The sequence below is a fragment of the Siminovitchia terrae genome (assembly GCF_003605405.2).
Classification (GTDB): domain Bacteria; phylum Bacillota; class Bacilli; order Bacillales; family Bacillaceae_C; genus Siminovitchia; species Siminovitchia terrae.
On record NZ_QYTW02000001.1, the window covers coordinates 249,886 to 266,574 of the forward strand.

Annotated in this window: 14 protein-coding genes; 2 read left to right on the plus strand and 12 right to left on the minus strand. The window is 45.2% G+C overall.

The window, feature by feature from the left end; translation table 11 throughout:
• Positions 1–60: 60 nt before the first annotated feature.
• Entirely contained in the window at positions 61–1,299 is a 1,239-nt protein-coding gene (locus D5F11_RS01235; RefSeq protein WP_120119394.1) for a MerR family transcriptional regulator, read from the minus strand.
• A gap of 174 nt (positions 1,300–1,473) precedes the next feature.
• Between D5F11_RS01235 and D5F11_RS01240 the strand changes: the two genes are divergently transcribed.
• Together D5F11_RS01240 and D5F11_RS01245 are read left to right on the plus strand one after the other, a co-directional pair.
• On the plus strand, positions 1,474–3,132 hold the full coding sequence (locus D5F11_RS01240) for an amidohydrolase (protein ID WP_120119393.1): 1,659 nt from the start codon (positions 1,474–1,476) through the stop codon (positions 3,130–3,132).
• A gap of 26 nt (positions 3,133–3,158) precedes the next feature.
• Positions 3,159–4,217, plus strand: coding sequence for an ABC transporter substrate-binding protein (locus tag D5F11_RS01245; RefSeq protein WP_120119392.1), 1,059 nt, complete (start codon positions 3,159–3,161; stop codon positions 4,215–4,217).
• Positions 4,218–4,504: 287 nt separating this feature from the next.
• Here the strand turns inward: D5F11_RS01245 and D5F11_RS01250 are convergent, their stop codons facing one another.
• From D5F11_RS01250 to ehuC, 11 genes are all read right to left on the minus strand, one after another.
• Positions 4,505–5,836 carry an aminotransferase family protein gene (locus tag D5F11_RS01250; protein WP_120119398.1) on the minus strand — a complete coding sequence of 444 codons (1,332 nt, stop codon included), beginning with the start codon at positions 5,834–5,836 and terminating at the stop codon, positions 4,505–4,507.
• A 27-nt stretch (positions 5,837–5,863) separates the two neighbouring features.
• On the minus strand, positions 5,864–7,408 hold the full coding sequence (locus tag D5F11_RS01255) for a BCCT family transporter (RefSeq protein ID WP_120119391.1): 1,545 nt from the start codon (positions 7,406–7,408) through the stop codon (positions 5,864–5,866).
• Positions 7,409–7,422: 14 nt separating this feature from the next.
• Positions 7,423–7,581, minus strand: a complete 159-nt coding sequence (locus tag D5F11_RS25780) for a hypothetical protein (RefSeq protein ID WP_185830429.1) — start codon at positions 7,579–7,581, stop codon at positions 7,423–7,425.
• Between the two features lie 48 nt (positions 7,582–7,629).
• Positions 7,630–9,090, minus strand: a complete 1,461-nt coding sequence (locus D5F11_RS01260; RefSeq protein WP_373316038.1) for an aldehyde dehydrogenase family protein — start codon at positions 9,088–9,090, stop codon at positions 7,630–7,632.
• 19 nt (positions 9,091–9,109) lie between these two features.
• Complete coding sequence (locus tag D5F11_RS01265; protein ID WP_185830430.1) at positions 9,110–10,318, minus strand: M20 metallopeptidase family protein; 1,209 nt, start codon at positions 10,316–10,318, stop codon at positions 9,110–9,112.
• Between the two features lie 25 nt (positions 10,319–10,343).
• On the minus strand, positions 10,344–11,351 hold the full coding sequence (locus D5F11_RS01270) for a cyclodeaminase (protein WP_120119389.1): 1,008 nt from the start codon (positions 11,349–11,351) through the stop codon (positions 10,344–10,346).
• An 11-nt stretch (positions 11,352–11,362) separates the two neighbouring features.
• On the minus strand, positions 11,363–12,556 hold the full coding sequence (locus D5F11_RS01275) for a M24 family metallopeptidase (protein ID WP_120119388.1): 1,194 nt from the start codon (positions 12,554–12,556) through the stop codon (positions 11,363–11,365).
• A gap of 729 nt (positions 12,557–13,285) precedes the next feature.
• Positions 13,286–14,473 carry a M24 family metallopeptidase gene (locus D5F11_RS01280; protein WP_185830431.1) on the minus strand — a complete coding sequence of 396 codons (1,188 nt, stop codon included), beginning with the start codon at positions 14,471–14,473 and terminating at the stop codon, positions 13,286–13,288.
• Between the two features lie 30 nt (positions 14,474–14,503).
• Positions 14,504–15,331, minus strand: coding sequence for an ectoine/hydroxyectoine ABC transporter ATP-binding protein EhuA (ehuA, locus tag D5F11_RS01285; RefSeq protein WP_120119396.1), 828 nt, complete (start codon positions 15,329–15,331; stop codon positions 14,504–14,506).
• Positions 15,331–16,029 carry an ectoine/hydroxyectoine ABC transporter permease subunit EhuD gene (gene ehuD / locus D5F11_RS01290; protein ID WP_126646474.1) on the minus strand — a complete coding sequence of 233 codons (699 nt, stop codon included), beginning with the start codon at positions 16,027–16,029 and terminating at the stop codon, positions 15,331–15,333. Before ehuD ends, ehuA begins: the two co-directional genes overlap by 1 nt.
• Positions 16,026–16,670, minus strand: a complete 645-nt coding sequence (gene ehuC / locus D5F11_RS01295; protein ID WP_120118687.1) for an ectoine/hydroxyectoine ABC transporter permease subunit EhuC — start codon at positions 16,668–16,670, stop codon at positions 16,026–16,028. Before ehuC ends, ehuD begins: the two co-directional genes overlap by 4 nt.
• Positions 16,671–16,689: the final 19 nt, after the last annotated feature.

The following is a 16,689-nucleotide window of genomic DNA, read 5'->3' on the forward strand; positions in this document are numbered from 1 at the left end:
GTGCCAAACCACTTAAGGTGTTACATCCTTTAAAACAACAGTTCTTCTTGCTAGCGTAATTTATACATGTTGAAACCTTGCCCCCGCATACGCCATACAATACAATTTTTCATTTTTATAATGATAATCGATATATTCCCCGGGATTTTCAGTGTATCCCAAAAGCTCACTTTCTTTTAACTTAAAGCTTCCGCTTGTAAGGTTGCTTCCTAGAAAGGATGACTGTATGTTTTGGATGTGTCCGTTTGGATAAAGCTCCCACAACCTTTTATTCGATTGAGCATTCTTCTCATAAAAGATGCTATAACCGAAAATCGCCGTTTCTCTTTTAAAATAGGGAGATAATTTTTCCAATGGAAGATAGTCATTAAACAAGGAAAAATCATTGAATGATAAAACATCAATGACAACGTCGATTGATTGATGCTTAAAAGGCAGATCCAACTGGCTGTTGACGATATAAAGAACGTTTAATTTTGGATTGAAATGCTCGATTTTCCTTTTTAATTTCCTCAGCATCTCTACCTTATTTCCGCAAAACACATAAAGCGCACTCGGAGATAGAGAATATAGAAGCTTGGGCGGGAATACATATGTTTCTACATTTGTCTCCAATATCACTTTATTAGAATAATCATTTCTTAGCATCTTCTTGTAAATCCATTGATTTCCCTTTTCCAGCAAGCTGATAAAGCTTGGTGTGACTTCTTCAATCATTTGCTGATCATAAATATAATGTTCGTTCTGAGGCAACGTACTAAGGTTTGGAGTAACAATGATTCCATCTTTGATTGCCGCTTCATATCCGCAGGTGCAACGAAGGGAGCCCTTCAGTACATACTGATCTTTGATAAAAGCATCAGTGGCATGGAGAGCTTCCTGGCAATGCGGACAGTAAAACATCGATAAAAATAACAATGGCACACCAGTTTCTGCTGTTCTAACATTGATTTTGTGGACGGATTCAATTTTTTCATCCAACAACTGAAGAGACCGATTTATTTTTTCCTTTTCTTTAAGGAGATCCTGTTTCTTTTCTATCAATACTTTCAAATAGTAATCTATTTCCTGAATATCGACGAAATGGGTGACCCGTTTCAAAGACAGGACCTTATGAATTTCCTGCAAAGTAAATTGCAACCGCTTTAATTTGACGATTAATTCCATATCCGCTATACAGGTTGAGTCGAAAAAGTAATGGGCTCCTTCCTTTGTTGGGATCAACAAGCCCATCTCAATATAGTGGCGAACTGTATCAATTGTCACATTGAATTTTCTGGAGAACTCCCCAATTTTCATCTCAAAAACCTCTCTTTTCGAACAGGACCGGTAAGTTTAGTTATACAACAAACATGGGGTGGGCTCAATGTTTTATTCAAAACACACGAAATAGAAAGATTGACACGGTGTTTACCCAACAAATTAATATTTTTTGTAAGCGTTTCACAACTAGTGAAATTGGAGGAGATTTTAATGGCCGCATCTGCAGATCTTATTCTTTACAATGGCAGTATAAATACCATCGACAATGATAAAAGCCGCGCCGAGGCTCTTGCAATTACCGGCAGTGAAATACTGATCGTCGGCACGAATGAAGATGTAAAGGCATTTGAAGGTGATAATACTCAGCTCATCGACCTTAAAGGAAAAATGGTTCTGCCTGGATTTTTTGACAGCCATGCTCATGTGAGTATGGGGGGAGCGGAAGCACTCTTTACTGTCGATTTGAATGACTGCGAAAGTCAGCAGGAGGCGGCTGATGCTGTAAAAAAATATCTGGACGATAAGCCCGATATCGAAGTCATTATTGGCGTAGGCTGGGGGAACGCGATCGGTACAGGAAACGGTCCAAGAAAAGAAATTCTGGATAATATTGTTCCAACCGTTCCTGTTTGCCTGTATTCGGAAGATCACCATTCACTTTGGGTCAATTCAAAAGCATTGGAAATCGCAGGGATCGGGAAGGAAACCATCAATCCCAAAGGTGGAGTGATCGAACGGGATCCTGTAACAGGGGAAGCTTCAGGAACACTGCGCGAAAGTGCGATGAATCTCGTCACAAACAACATTCCTGAATATACAGTTGAGCAATATAAAGCAGGAATTTTATTCTACCAAAAAATAGCTGCTGCTTGTGGAATTACTTCTGTACATGAGCCGTTCATGAGAAACGGAAACGCCCTTGACGCATATAGTCAATTGGAGAAGGAAGGAAAATTGACAATAAGATATAGGAACTCTCTCTTTGTCGATCCGGAAAAAGGGAACGATCAAGTAGAAGAACTGATAGCTGAAAGAGAGAAACATAGTTCAGGAACCTACTTCCAAACGAATTCGGCAAAATTTTTTATAGACGGTGTCGTCGAAGGGGCAACCGCCTATCTCGAAGAACCCTATGAACATATCGATTCACACGGTGAGCTCGTGTGGGATACGCAAATCTACAAAGAAACAGTAGCCAGGCTGCATCAGGAAAGGTTTACAATCCATATTCATTCCATCGGGGATGCGTCCACAAGAATCGCATTAGACGGGCTTGAGTATGCGCAAATCAAGGAAGAACCATTCGATTCCCGCCATGCCATTACCCACCTGCAATTGGTCAACCCCGAAGACATCAGCAGAATGAAAAAGTTAAACGTAGTAGCAGTCCCTAATCCATACTGGTTTATGAAGGAGCCAAGCTACTATTTTGATATCGAAGAACCTTACCTTGGGAAGGAAAGGGCCGAAAGGCAATATCCGATGCAAAGCCTAATCGATGAAGAGATTGTAGCTGCTTCCGCCAGCGATTATCCAGTCACAATGAACTTTCATCCTTTAAACGCTATTCAGTTGGGCGTGACCCGAACCGAAATTGGAAAATCCGGTGATCATCTGATCAATAATCCGACAGAAAGAACTACCCTTGAAAACATGATCGAAAGTTTTACAATCAACGGTGCCTATTCTCTGAAGCTGGATCATCTGACGGGATCCATTGAAAAAGGCAAAAAAGCAGATATCATCGTCCTTGACCAAGACTTATTTAAAATGCCTGAAGCCAATATCCATCAGGCGAAAGTGTTACTGACTTTATTTGAAGGAAAAGAAGTGTACCGGGATAAAGAGTTCACAGTTGTACCTTCATGAGACGGCGAAAGGAGATGCTTTTAACAATGCGCAAACTAGGCATACTAACTATAACTCTCGTACTGATGGCTTCATTATTTTTGTCCGCCTGCGGCACAAATTCATCATCGGGAGCAGACAGTAAATCGAATGAAAAGATGCTGAATATTTTTAACTGGTCCGAATACCTGCCCGAATCCGTCATACAGAAATTTGAAAAAGAAACAGGAATCAAAGTGAATTACACCACATTTTCTTCCAACGAAGAAATGTATGCCAAGCTAAGCAGCGGAAACCTCGGATATGATATCGCTGTTCCCACATTGTTTTTTATTGAAATGTTAGCAAAAGAGGATATGCTTGAAAAAATCAATAAAGACAATATCCCTAACTTGAAGAATTTGGATCCTGATTTTACAGGAACATTTGCCGATCCGAATGATGAATTCACTGTTCCATATTTATGGGGGGCTGTTGTCATCGCCGTCAACAAGGAGATCGTCAAAAAAGGGGTAAAAGGATATGATGATTTATTCGATCCTGAGTTCAAAAACAGCCTTGTTATGCCGGAAGATAATCGCGCATCAATCGGCGCCATGCTGGCCATCAAAGGATATCCAATTAACAATACGGATGAAAAACAAATAGAAGAAGCTGGCGAGATGCTGAAAAAGCTAAAACCGAACATCAAAGCATTTGATGGCGACAATCCGAAAGGCCTGCTCATTACAGGAGAAGCAAAAGCAGGCATCATGTACAGTGCCGAAGCTGCGTTAGCGAAACGTGAAAATCCAAATATCGAAATCATTTTTCCAAAGGAAGCATCCTTCCTATGGCAGGATAATTTCGTAATTCCAAAAGGAGCACCACATAAAGAGAACGCAGAAAAGTTCATTGATTTTGTCCTAAGGCCGGAAATAAGCAAGGAAATTTCCGAAGCGTACCCATATGGCAACCCTAATAAAGAAGCAGTCAAGCTGCTTTCCAAGGAAATCCAAGAAGAAATGAGCATTCCGAAGGACTTCTTCGAACGCTCCGAATATGCGAGAGATGTTGGAGAAACTACGGTTTTATACGACAGGATTTGGACGGAAGTGAAACAATAAAAAGTAAGGAAGGCTCCGGACTTTGAGCTCGGAGCTTGTTCATTTAGTTTTAAGGGGCATCTTTTCTAAAGGAGTGCTCTCTATTAGTTTACCTGATAATGAGCGGTCCTCCGCTTGTGGGTTATACTTCTCACTTTCACGATTTGCTGCTCTCACTTTTAAGACCTACTGTCCGTTACTCCAGTTTTACTTTCCACCTTCAGGCCACTTTTTCAAATGACTAACCGTCTTGCAAGACCGATTCCCAAAACAAAATCCGCCGCCAAATCTCGGCTGCGGATTTTATCTTATAAATCTTTCTTTACTTCAACAATAGAGTCATCAATTATGGAAATCATTGTCCCAACTTCTTGTTTAGTGATGCAGAACGGAGGGGCGAATGCCAATGTATCCTGGCCGCCATAGACAATGCTTCTGCCCAGGAGCCCGCGGTCAAGCGCCTTGGCGACCACTTTTGTAGAAACTGGCTCTGAATACCTTTCTCCCGCCTCTAAATCTTTAAAGAATTCAATGGCGCCCAGCAGGCCGATTCCCCTGCGGTTACCCATGATTACATGCGTCTCTTCAAGATATTTAAGCCCTTTTTGCAGTTCTTCTCCCATGTTTCGGACATTTTCAACCATGTTCTCATTTTCAATGATTTCCAGGTTCTTTAATGCAACCGCACAGCACATCGGATGTCCGCTGTATGTGTATCCATGCCAGAAGTTGCCTTCGTAGTTTTCCATCAACTCATTTTTGATTTTGTCGGAAATGACCATTCCGCCAATCGGAGCATAGCCGCTTGAAATCCCTTTAGCCATACAGATGATGTCCGGAACCACTCCAAACAAATCCATTCCGAATTTCTCGCCTGTTCTTCCGAATCCACAAATGACTTCATCCGCAATGAACAAAATATCGTTTTCATCACAGATTTGACGGACTTCTTTAAAATAACCTTCCGGCGGCGGGTTGACGCCTCCTGATCCTTGGATCGGCTCAGAAATGAATGCAGCAATATTTTCTGCACCTTCTTTTTCAATCAAGTCTTTCAACGATTCGATGGATGAGTCGACATATAAAAAGCCCTGTGCCAAAGAGGTTGTGAACTCTCTGAACGGCTCAATTCCTGTCGCACTCGTCGCTCCCATCGCAACTCCGTGATAAGAAAGGCTGCGGGAAATAATTTTTGTTTTATTCGGCTGTCCCTTCACTTTCCAGTAATGGCGGACTGTTTTAAATGCGGTATCGTTTGATTCTGACCCACCGGATGTAAAGAAAGTCGTGTTCAGATTTCCAGGCGTCCATTCCGACACTTTTTTTGCCAGTTCGATGACAGGTTCATGGCTGTTCCCTGCGAATGTTGAGCTGAAAGCAAGCTTTGCCATTTGTTCTGCTGCTGCTTGGCCCAGCTCCGCCCTTCCATGACCGATGTTCACATTCCAGAGGGAAGATAAACTGTCAATCAACTTTCTGCCCCTGACATCTTTTAAATAGATTCCTTCTCCTTCTGTAAAAATAGCCCCTGGTCCGTTTTCCATATGCTGTTTAATGGAAGTGGACGGATGTAAAAAGTGCTTTTTATCCAGTTCAGTAAGTTCCTCAAATTTTAATTGTGCGTCATTCTTAATTTGCATAGCCACGTGGCATTCCTCCTATAAAATTTATTGAGCCTTTCTTTTTCTTACAAATTCAGGCACTGATGTGATCTTCGGGTTGTGGTCCTCCCTGATTGTTTTGATCAGGGAATAGGTAATAAGTAGTAATATTACAGTAAATGGAAGTGCTGTAACGAGAGATGCCGTCTGCAATCCTTGAAGGCCGCTGCTGATGATTAAAACCGCTACAATCGCCGACATGAGCACACCCCAGATCACTTTTACCAAAGTCGATGGATTCAGGTCACCGTTTGAAGTCATCATTCCTAGAATAAAGGTGGCCGAGTCTGCCGAAGTGACTAAGAATGTGACGATCAGCAAAATAAATACAATTGAAAGAGCAGTACTCATCGGGAAGTTCCCGAATGTGGCGAACAAAGCACTTGTCACATCAGCTTGAACGGCATCCGCAATATTGCCGCCTTGGAAAAGATCCATATGAATTGCAGTGCCTCCAAAAACTCCGATCCACATCGTAGCTATCAACGGAGGAACAATCAATACGCCGAAAATAAATTCCCGGATTGTTCTTCCCTGTGAAATCCTTGCGATGAATGCGCCGACAAATGGAGACCAGGCAATGACCCATGCCCAATAGGCGATCGTCCATTCTTTCGTCCAAGAGCTTCCTTGGTAGGGTGACAATGCCAAACTCATGCCGAAAAAGTTCTGGATATAGTCGCCGATTCCTAAAGTAAAACTTTCAAGTATAAATCTAGTCGGCCCCAATAGCAGGACGATAACGACCAATCCCAATGCCATACTTAAGTTTAATATGCTTAAAATTTTGATTCCCCTATCCAGGCCAGTGACCGCTGAAGTAAGGTACATTACCAGTAAAATAGCGGTGGTGATCAAGAGATTCGGGGTATTTTGTGGGATTGAAAATAAATAGTCCAGCCCGCCGTTGATTTGCAAAATCCCCATGCCCAATGAAGTAGCAACTCCCATCACCGTTGCAATGACAGCCAGTATATTGATCGTTTTCCGAATTCCGTTTTTGCCTTTTTTCCCGATCAACGGGTTCAATGTCGTACTGATTTCCGCTTTCTCACCCTTCCTGAACTGGAAATAGGCCAACACTAAACCGACAATGGTGAACACAGACCATTGATGTACACCCCAGTTGAAGAATGAATACTGCATGGCGACTCTTGCCGCTTCAGGGGACTTTCCCTCCATTGCCAACGGACTGTTGGCAAAATGGCTCATCGGCTCGGCAACTCCCCAAAAAACAAGCCCTGCACCAAATCCGGTGCTGAACAGCATGCCAATCCATGTGTAGAAGGAGTACTTTGGTTTTTCATCATTTTTTCCAAGCTTCAAGCTGCCGTATTTACTAAGAGCCAATCCAATAAGAAATACGACAATAAACAGTACGGCTAACAGGTAAAACCATCCAAAAGTATTCGTTGTGAATTCATATGCAGCATTTGCCGCCTTTGACAGGCCTGCCGGATCTACCGCTCCCCAAAGGACGGCTAAAAAAACGATGTTGGCTGAAATCCAAAAGGTACTATTCATAAAACTTGGCTTCGTTCTTTTCTTCATAGGATGCTCCCCACTTAGTTAGTATCAAATGCACCTTGGCGTATTTGCGCCCAGATTTTATCGAGCTCCGCTTGATAAATTTCCTCTGAAAATCTGTGGCATCCGCCGGAGGCTTTAACTTTATTCAGGCGGGGTTTGAACCCCACTGAAATGGAATACCAATATGCATTCATCTCACCAATTACAGAAGTGGGAGACTTCTGCTGAATGAAGTTAAATATCTATAACTGGGTTCGGACATTCTGAAGTTTGAAGCTGACCACTTTCGGTTCGGTCATGTCCTGTATGGCGAATTTGATGCCTTCCCGGCCTAATCCGGAGCCCTTAACGCCGCCAAACGGCATACCGTCAATCCGGTAATCACCGCTGTCATTGATCATGATACCTCCGACATTGAGCTGATGAATAGCGGAAAATGCTTTTTCAATATCCTTCGTAAAAATACCCGCATGAAGTCCAAAGTTAACATCGTTTGATCTTTTAATAGCCGATTGTAAATCCGGGACTGAATATAACAATACAACAGGTCCAAAAATCTCCTCACGGGCGATTGTACAGGCATCTGGAACATCTTCCAATACAGTCGGAGAATAGAACGCCCCCTCCCTTTTCCCCCCGACTAAAAGCTCTGCTCCCATGTCAATCGCTTCATTCACCCATGTTTCAATCCTGATAGCTTCCTTCTCATTGATCAGAGGCCCCATGTCCGTTGTCTCAAGGCTTTTGTCCCCATATTTGTATAGCGCCGTCTTTTGAAGGAAGGAAGATTTGAAATCGTCATAAACTTCTTCTTCAATGAGAATTCTTTGGACGCCAATGCAGTTTTGCCCTGCTGCAGAATACGCTCCTGATACGCATGCATCAACCGCTTCTTTGATATCGGCATCTTTTAAAACAATTGCCGGAGAATTGGACCCAAGCTCCATACTCAGTTTTTTCAATCCGGCTTTTCGCGCAATGCTTTCACCTGTTTCCAAGCCACCTGTAAAAGATATCATCCGCACACCCGGATGAGTGACAAGCACATCACCGACATCCCTGCCGCTCCCTGTCACAACAGATAGAATTGTTTCAGGAAGTCCTGCATAATCGAAAGCTTTTGCCAGTAAAAGAGCACTTAGCGGAGTCATTGTTGCCGGCTTAACGATAATCGCATTTCCTGAAGCAATGGCCGGACCAATTTTATGGGCAACCAGATTCAACGGATCGTTGAACGGAGTGATGGCGCCGATGACTCCGATCGGGAAACGGTAAAAATAGCCGACTCGGTTTTCTCCGTTTTCAGATTGATCGAATGGAATTGTTTCACCGTTGATCCGCCTCGCTTCTTCCGCGCTGAGCCTCAGCGTCTGGATACAGCGTTTCACCTCATTCCTTGCTTCATTTATCGTCTTGCTTCCTTCTTGAGAGATAGTCACTGCGTATGCTTCGCTTCTCTCTTTAATATAGTCCGCTGCTTTGTTGATAATGCTCATTCTGAGGTAAACGGGCATGTTTGCGGCTATTTTCGCTCCTTTTTTCGCTTCCTCTATCGCAAACAGCATATCTTCTGCAGTAGCCGCAGGGACTGTTGTAATAAGCGAATTATCTTGAGGGTTAAGAACCTCCGTCGTTCGGTCGCTCCCGACCCACTTACCGGCGAGGTACATTTCCCTACCCTTTACTTTTGTAGACAAGGTCATCACGCCTTTCAAGGTGTATTTATGAACCGTCTTTTTCAGCCAGAAAACGCATTGCTGTTTCAGCTAAAATAGAAACTCCCATTTCCAGGCAACGTTCATCAATATCAAAAATATTGGTGTGAAGGTCCCGTTTTTTTCGGTCTCCCAGCGAACAGCCTAAGAAAAACATGGCCCCCGGAACTTTTTGCGTCATATACCCGAAGTCTTCCCCACCCATTCCAAAAGGTTCTCTTACCACCTTTAATTCCGGATACAAATCTTTCGCCGCCTGTACTAATACTGTATTAACAGCAGGGTCATTTTTTAATGCAGGTTCGCCTCTTTCAACAGTGAAGGAACTGCTTCCGCCAAACGATTCGGTTATTTTAAAGACATTTTCAACTTCCTTGATCAGCTGCTCCCTCGCTTCGGGAGAGTACGTCCGGAGTGTGCCGGTGATGGATACTTCTTCCGGAATAATGTTGCTTGCTGTTCCGGTACTTATTTTCCCGATGCTGGCTGCCGCCGTATCAAGCGGAGAAATTCTCCTTGAAACCAATCCATAAAATGCCTGTAAAACAAAGCCAAGCATCCAAATCGGATCTTTTGTCATGTACGGATAACCGCCGTGCCCCCCTGACCCGATGATTTTCGCATGAAACACATCAACATTGGCCATGCTGTATCCGTCATTGACCTGAATCACACCGACAGGCTGCCAGGGGCAGACATGAAGAGCGATCACTTTTTCCACCCCATCCAGGATGCCTTCCTGGATCATCCTCGGAGCACCTGACAAACCTTCCTCATCCGTATCTTCTTCGGCAGGCTGGAATAAAAATTTCACCGTGCCTGATAATTTCCCTTCTCTGAATCTATCAGAAAAAATCTTGGCAATGCCGAGCAAAATCGTCGTATGGGCGTCATGACCACAAGCATGCATCACGCCCTCTCTTTTCGATCGAAAATCATGTTCGTTCTGCTCAACAATAGGCAATGCGTCCATATCAGCACGGATGGCTATGGTCGGTCTGCTTCCCGAAGAAAGCGTGCCGACAACACCAGTTTTGGCAACGTTTGTCTGAATAGCGACATTCCCAAGTTGTTCCAATTTACTTCTCACGAATTTCCCCGTCTCATATTCTTTAAAACTCAATTCAGGGTATTGATGAAGATGGCGACGCCATTCGCTTAATTCATTTGCTATCGCCCGAGCTTCTTCAATGATTGTCTGTTTATCCGTGATCATGTTTTAACCCCCGTCCCGCTGCTGCTCAAGTAAAATGAAGAGACTTCTTGTTATCTATCTGTATACCGATTCCTTCTTTTTCTGTTAAAAGTTTAAATGCCAGCAGGGCGATCGCTGTATCTTGGACTCCAGTCCCCGTCAAATCGCACACGGTGATTTCCTGCTCACTTACTCTTCCTGCTTTTCTACCAGAAGTCACTTCTCCCAATTCAATGACAAGTGCATCCTCTGAAATAAAACCTTGTTCAATAGAATGGTGCAGTTCACCAAGTCTTGCACATTGTGCTTTCGTGTCGCAGACAAAGCGGTCTGCCTTTTTTAGCACATCCGCTTCAAGTTCCTGCTTTTCTTCCGCGTCGGAACCCATGGCCGTAATATGAAGGCCCGGATGGAGCCAATCCGCTTTGATCAGAGGCTCAGTGGCAGGTGTAGTTGTCACTACAATATCACTGTTGCGAACAACGGTTTCGGCGTCTTCGGCAATTTGGATATCCGTACTCAAAATGTCTTCCATATCCGCCTGCAGTTTTTGGGCATTATCAAGAGAACGCCCGTAAACCAATACTTTTTCGAAATCACGGACCAATTCCAGCGCTTTCAATTGATACCTTGCCTGTGCACCTGTTCCGATGACCCCCACCGTTTGAACTTTTTCCTTCGCCATATGTTTTGCTGCAATGGCACCGGCGGCTGCCGTCCGGATCTCCGTCAAATAGCCGTTATCCAACAGCAGCGCTTTCGGCTCGCCAGTAACAGTGCTAATCAGCATCATCAACCCGTTTGCACTGGGTAGGCCCAGCTTGTAATTATTAAAGAAACCAGAAGAAACCTTCAAGGCAAACATGTTTTTACCAGGAATATAAGCTGTCTTTACATCCACTTCTCCATTATTTTCCTTTACATCCACTCTCATGATCGGGGGCATGATGACATCCTTTACAGCCAACTGAGTAAAAGCATCCTCGATGACAGGAATGATCTGCTTATCAAGCTCAATCATTTGCTTAATCTCTGATTCTGTAAAAATATACACTTCCCCACCTCCTAACTAATAATAGTTAAATCCAAATCTTCCTTAATAATTAATTCTCTTCTATAGTCGGCTAATACTTCACAGCCAGTTTCCGTTACCCGGAACGATTCACTGATTTCTATTCCATAGTCATCAAACCAAAGGCCCGGAATCATATGAAAAGTCATGTTCGGCTCAAGTACGGTCAAGTCTCCGCGCCTGATACTTGCTGTATGCTCACCCCAATCCGGTGGATAGTTCAAGCCCATCGAATAGCCAAGGCGCGATTCTTTTTCGATTCCGTATTTTTTAATGACATTATTCCAAGTACGCTCGACTTCTTCACAGGTAACTCCAGGTTTGACCGCTTCAAGCGCCGTATTCAACCCTTCAACAACAATTTGTGAAACATTGTAGGCTTCTTCACTCGGCTGGCCGATGGAAACCGTCCTTGCCAATGGAGAATGATAACGCTGATGGCAGCCTGCCAATTCAATAATGACCATTTCACCGTATTTGTACTGTCTATCCGTCCAAGTTAAATGCGGCGTTGAAGTATTTTCCCCTGATGGAAGCATCGGAACGATCGATGGATAATCGCCGCCGAATTCCGGCGTTCCGGAAACAAGATTTCTATAGATTTCCGCAACCACATCACACTCACGAACGCCTGCCGCAATATTTTCCACTGCTGCATCTATGCCTTTCTCAACTATTTTTGCAGCCCGCTTAATATACTCAATCTCCTGGTCCGACTTGATCAGCCGAACATGGTTAACGAGTAAACTGGCATCTTTGAACGTCGCATTTGGAAGACTTTGTTTCAGCTTTTCATAAGCGAGAGCCGAGAAATAGTAAGACTCCATTTCAAGCCCTATCCTGCGGCTCGATAGTCCAATTTCATGTAAAATATCCGCCACGAACTCCATGGGATGCTTTTCCGAATGCACATAGGATTCAGGATAAGGGATGATGCGTTCATCAAACAGCCAAGTCGTTGCCCTTGCACCGTTGGCATCCATATGCCTGCCAATCCAGATCGGCTGTTCTTCGTCAATGATGATAACAAGCAGTTGATCAACATAAAATGACCAGCCGTTGTACCCGGATAAGTAGTTCATATTCGCTGGGTTCGTGATGAGCAATACTTCGATACCTTTCTCCAACATTTTTTTCTTCGTCTGTTCCAGCCTGTGTTGATATTCTTCATAGCTGAATGGCAACATATAAAAGCCCCCTTTTTTGCAAGTGCTTACAATTTTAAATACATTATATTGAATAAATATTGTTAAAACATCGTCAAATTTGTATGAAATTAAATGGATAACTTTTATACAAATTGAAAAAGAAAGGTGGTTGCATAGGAGCGACAAGCGCTGGCAACCATCAAATGCGCCTTGGCGTATTTGCGCCCAGATTTTATCGAGCTTAAGCTCGATAAATTTCCTCTGAAAATCTGTGGCATCCGCCGGAGACTTTGACTTTATTCAGCCGGGGTTTGAACCCCCACTGAATGGAATAACAATATGAAAATTCACCTCATCACTTACAGAAGTGGAAGATTTCTGCTGAATGATATTAAAACACCACATCCTGTGGCGCCGGCCGTACTAGGACTTCCTGTCCGTCGGCAGGCTCAGACAGCGACGTCCTTTCGCTTCGCTTGCACTAGGACTTCCTGTCCGTCGGCAGGCTCAAGCAGCGACGTCCTTTCGCTTCGCTTGCACTAGCACATCCTTGTGCGTCGGAGGGCAAGATGGTGAAGCCATTTTTGACTTCATCACCTTGACCGAAGCGAACTCGAACTCGAGCCCCTGCCACCTGCAATCAGACAATAGAAAAGCGGAAGCGCTTTGATTTGCAACATGAAGACTTCCTGCGGAAAATACGAAAAAACAAGCGTCCCATGTTTCCATGTGAACACTTGCGGTTCATTTTTTTGTGCCTTACCGTGCCTATGCAAGTCTTATGTTTGGCTGAATTAACAGTTCCCTTGGAAAGTCAGCCAGCACTTCGCATCCGTTTTCTGTCACCCTGAATGATTCGCTGATTTCTATGCCAACATGGTCCAGCCATATTCCGGGAATCAGATGAAACGTCATATTTGGTTTTAAAATGGTGTAATCGCTCGGCCTGAGGCTGGCCGTATGCTCTCCCCAATCCGGAGGATAGTTGAGTCCAATGGAGTAGCCAAGCCGGGATTCCTTTTTAATTCCGCTTGTCTCTATGGATTTGCGCCAAAGCAGCTCCACTTCCTCACACGTTATTCCGGGCTTTATCGCATCTAATACAGAATTCAATCCCTCTACGACAACAGCAGCAATATACTGCAGCTGGTCGGTCGGTTTGCCGACTACAACAGTCCTAGCAAGCGGAGAGTGATACCGTTTATAGCATCCGGCCAGTTCTACGATGACCGGATCGCCCTCTTTAAAAGTTTCATCAGTCCACGTCAAATGGCAGGCAGATGTTTTCTCACCCGTCGGCAGAAGCGGGACAATCGACGGGTAATCTCCCCCAAAATCTTCAGTACCACTGATCTGGGCATGTGATATGGAGGCAACAACATCGCATTGGCGTACCCCTTCATTAATAGAGTTAACAGCTGCGCCCATTGCTTTTTCAGCAATTTTAGCTGCTCGTTTAATGTATTCAATTTCCTGATCGGATTTGATGATGCGGACCCAGTTCACCAAATTCGTTGTATCTTTTAAAGTTGCGTCCGGTAGGCCGCTTGTCAATTGAACATAATTTCTTGCTGTAAAATAATAGGCATCCATTTCTACACCGATTGTACGTTTATCCTGCTTTTTTTCTTTTAAAAAGTTACAGACGAAATCCATCGGATGCTTGATTGTTGATTGTACATAATCATCGTCATAAGGAATAATGTGAGCTTCGTCAAGCCATGAAGTGTGCTTTGCTGCGCTGGCATCCTGTCCCCGCCCAATCCAAAAAGGCTGCTCTTCATCAATAATAACTGCAAGCAGTTGATGAACATAAAAGGACCATGCGTTATAGCCGGTCAGGTAACTCATGTTTGCCGGATCCGTCACAAGCAGAACATCAATACCTTCCGCCACCATCCGCTGCTTTGTCTTTTCAAGCCTCTCCTTATACTCCATAATATTAAACGATAACAAATCAATCCCTTCTTTCATAACTTATTTTATTTAATACCCGTTCCGAAATCGTTTTAAAAATGTGTTTAGCCTTTCGGTCTTCGGGTTTTCCAATACCTGCTCAGGCGGGCCTTGCTCCACAACCTTTCCCTTATCGATAAAGACGACTCGGTCAGAAATCTCGCGGGCAAAGTCCATTTCATGCGTCACCAGGATCATCGTCATGTTCGTCGTATGCGCGATATCCTTGATGACATTCAGCACCTCGCCCACCAGCTCAGGATCAAGCGCTGATGTCACTTCGTCGAACAGCATCACCTTCGGCTCCATGACGAGTGCCCGGGCGATCGCCACCCGCTGCTGCTGTCCACCGGACAGCTGGATCGGGTATTTGTGCACCTGGTCTTTGAGCCCGACTTTTTCGAGCATCGCCAGCGCTCGCTCCTTCGCCTCCTGCTTCGGCATGCCGAGCACATGGACCGGCGCCTCCGTCACGTTCTTTAATATAGTCATATGCGGAAATAGGTTGTACTGTTGAAAAACCATGCCGATCTTTCCGCGGACCTTTCGCAGGTGTTTCTCGCTAGCAATGATGAGCTCCCCCTTGACCTCTTGATGCCAAAGCGGCTCCCCGTCCACTATGATCGTTCCGGACGTCGGCTCCTCCAGCGTCATGAGCATCCGGATGATCGTTGTCTTTCCCGAGCCACTCGGCCCGATGATGGTGATCTTCTCCCCCTGCTTGATGTCCAGGTCCAGCCCCTTCAAGACTTCAAAATCGCTGAACGATTTCCGGATACCCCGATAGCGGACAATCAGCCGGTCCGGTGCCGGCATCTCATTTACTTCTTCATAGATTGCATCCTGCATCGCTACCATCATGCGCTCACTCCTTTATTTGTTTGTTGTCTTCCGCGGCTTCTGTTGACCTTCCTCTCTACATGCTGCACTAGCAGCGACGACGGGTAGCTCAGCAGCAGGAACAGCAACCCCACGATGGTGATCGGCTCAAGATACCGCCACGTCTCCGAGCCGATGATCTTGGCGGTCTGCAACATCTCGACAACCAAAATCGCAGAGAGTAGCGGCGTTTCCTTGAACAGCACAATCAGATAGTTCCCGAGCATCGGTATGACCGGCGGAATCGCCTGCGGCAGGATGACCTTCATCCATGTGTGTGCCTTCGAGAAGTTCAACGCCGTGGCTGCCTCCCACTGACTTTTTGGAATCGAGTCGATCCCCGAGCGGTAGATCTCCGACACATAGGTGCTGTAATGGATGCCAAGGCCAAGTGCTCCTGTCATAAACGGGCTGAGCGAGAAGCCGATATACGGAATTTCCGGCAAAGCGTAAAATAGGAAGAACAATTGGACAAGTGGTGGCGTGCTCCGCACAAACTCGATGAAGCCGACCGTCAGCCACTTAAGCGGCTTAAAGCTGCTTCTCCGCAAAAGCGTAAGCACGAGGCCGAGCGTCAGAGCGATCAGATAGGCGGCAACGGTGGCACCCAGCGTAATCCACATCGCCTTGAAAATCCTTGGAAAAATCTCAATGGCAAAATTCCAGTCCCACGTCATCTGGCAGCCACCCCCTTCCCTGCCCGCTTCTCCAACCAGCGCGCACCGAAGATAAGCGGCAGCGCCAAGACGAAGTAAAGGAGAAGGAGCAGCGCGAAGATTTCCACCTGGTCCCCTGTATAGTTATCCTTTAGAATCCGGCCTTGGAAGGTCAAGTCAGCTAAGGTGACCAACGAGACGAGCGATGTTCCCTTCAGCAATTCGATCGCGTTGTTCCCGAATCCCGGCAGCATCAGGCGGAAAGCCTGCGGAAGGATGACGAGCCTCATGCGCTGCCAGCGGGTCATGTTAAGCGCAATGCCCGCTTCTGTCTGCCCGCCGGGCACCGACAGGATCGCTCCCCGGACAACCTCTGAGGCGTACGCCCCGTAATTCAGGCTCAAAGCCAGGACCCCTGCGGCAAACGGGGTAAGCTCCATTCCGAACGCAGGCAGAGCAAAAAAGAAGAAAAACATCTGTACAAGCAGGGACGTCCCCCTGAACAACTCCACCAAAGCGCCCATCGAAAAGCGGATAATCCAAAAGCGCGACACTCGGCCAAGGCCGGCGACAAACGCGAAAAGAAAGGCAAAAACGGCGGACAGTAGGAGCACTTGGATTGTCACACCCGCGCCGCGCAGCAATTCTGGCAAAAACATCATGTAAGTATCAATTGCTAAC

What these genes read in the sequence shown, in the direction of transcription:
- D5F11_RS01235 (WP_120119394.1), bottom strand. Translation starts at nt 1,299, where the DNA reads ATGAAAATTGGGGAGTTCTCCAGAAAATTCAATGTGACAATTGATACA.
- D5F11_RS01240 (WP_120119393.1), top strand. Translation starts at nt 1,474, where the DNA reads ATGGCCGCATCTGCAGATCTTATTCTTTACAATGGCAGTATAAATACC.
- D5F11_RS01245 (WP_120119392.1), top strand. Translation starts at nt 3,159, where the DNA reads ATGCGCAAACTAGGCATACTAACTATAACTCTCGTACTGATGGCTTCA.
- D5F11_RS01250 (WP_120119398.1), bottom strand. Translation starts at nt 5,836, where the DNA reads ATGCAAATTAAGAATGACGCACAATTAAAATTTGAGGAACTTACTGAA.
- D5F11_RS01255 (WP_120119391.1), bottom strand. Translation starts at nt 7,408, where the DNA reads ATGAAGAAAAGAACGAAGCCAAGTTTTATGAATAGTACCTTTTGGATT.
- D5F11_RS25780 (WP_185830429.1), bottom strand. Translation starts at nt 7,581, where the DNA reads ATGAATGCATATTGGTATTCCATTTCAGTGGGGTTCAAACCCCGCCTG.
- D5F11_RS01260 (WP_373316038.1), bottom strand. Translation starts at nt 9,090, where the DNA reads ATGACCTTGTCTACAAAAGTAAAGGGTAGGGAAATGTACCTCGCCGGT.
- D5F11_RS01265 (WP_185830430.1), bottom strand. Translation starts at nt 10,318, where the DNA reads ATGATCACGGATAAACAGACAATCATTGAAGAAGCTCGGGCGATAGCA.
- D5F11_RS01275 (WP_120119388.1), bottom strand. Translation starts at nt 12,556, where the DNA reads ATGTTGCCATTCAGCTATGAAGAATATCAACACAGGCTGGAACAGACG.
- ehuA (WP_120119396.1), bottom strand. Translation starts at nt 15,331, where the DNA reads ATGGTAGCGATGCAGGATGCAATCTATGAAGAAGTAAATGAGATGCCG.
- ehuD (WP_126646474.1), bottom strand. Translation starts at nt 16,029, where the DNA reads ATGACGTGGGACTGGAATTTTGCCATTGAGATTTTTCCAAGGATTTTC.
- ehuC (WP_120118687.1), bottom strand. Translation starts at nt 16,670, where the DNA reads ATGATGTTTTTGCCAGAATTGCTGCGCGGCGCGGGTGTGACAATCCAA.